This window comes from Paraburkholderia sp. BCC1885, assembly GCF_900996235.1.
GTDB lineage: Bacteria > Pseudomonadota > Gammaproteobacteria > Burkholderiales > Burkholderiaceae > Paraburkholderia.
In genome coordinates this window covers 1-534 of the sequence record NZ_CAAJGM010000081.1, presented here as the reverse complement: position 1 = coordinate 534, position 534 = coordinate 1, and the positions used below count along the sequence as shown (strand labels likewise).

The 534-nt window shown below is 73.0% G+C and carries 1 protein-coding gene; it reads left to right on the top strand.

Annotated features, from left to right (window positions below; genetic code table 11):
• The coding region (locus tag FQ755_RS06845; RefSeq protein ID WP_222105720.1) for a sensor histidine kinase at positions 1 to 534 on the top strand (534 nt) is incomplete at both ends.

The window sequence follows — 534 nt, the reverse complement described above, 5'->3', positions numbered from 1 at the left end:
CGAGCGCGAGCGCTACCTGTCGGTTGCGCTGGTGCAGAGCGAGAAGGTGGGGCGCCTGGCGCGCGCGCTGTTCGAGCTGGCGCGGCTCGAATCGGGCCTGGTGCAGCCGGCGCTGGAGGACGGCTCGCTGGCCGACCTGGTGCAGGACGTGTTCGCCAAGTTCGAGCTGAGCGCCAAGGCGCGCGAGGTGACGCTCGACGCGCGCATCGAGCCGCGCCTGCCGAACATCCATGCCGATCTCGGCATGATCGAGCGGGTGCTGATCAACCTGCTCGACAACGCCCTGCGGCACACGCCCAAGGGCGGCCACGTGGCCGTCGAGCTGGCCTCGCGCGAAGGCGAGGTCAACGTCACCGTGCGCGATACCGGGCCCGGCGTGCCGGCGGCCCTGCGCGAGCACCTGTTCCGGCGCCCGGTGGGATCGTCGGAGGCGCCCGGCGACGCGCATCGCGGCGGGCTGGGATTGCTGCTGGTGCAGCGCATGCTGCAACTGCACGGCAGCGAGGCGCGGCTGCTCGACGAGCCGCGCGGCGG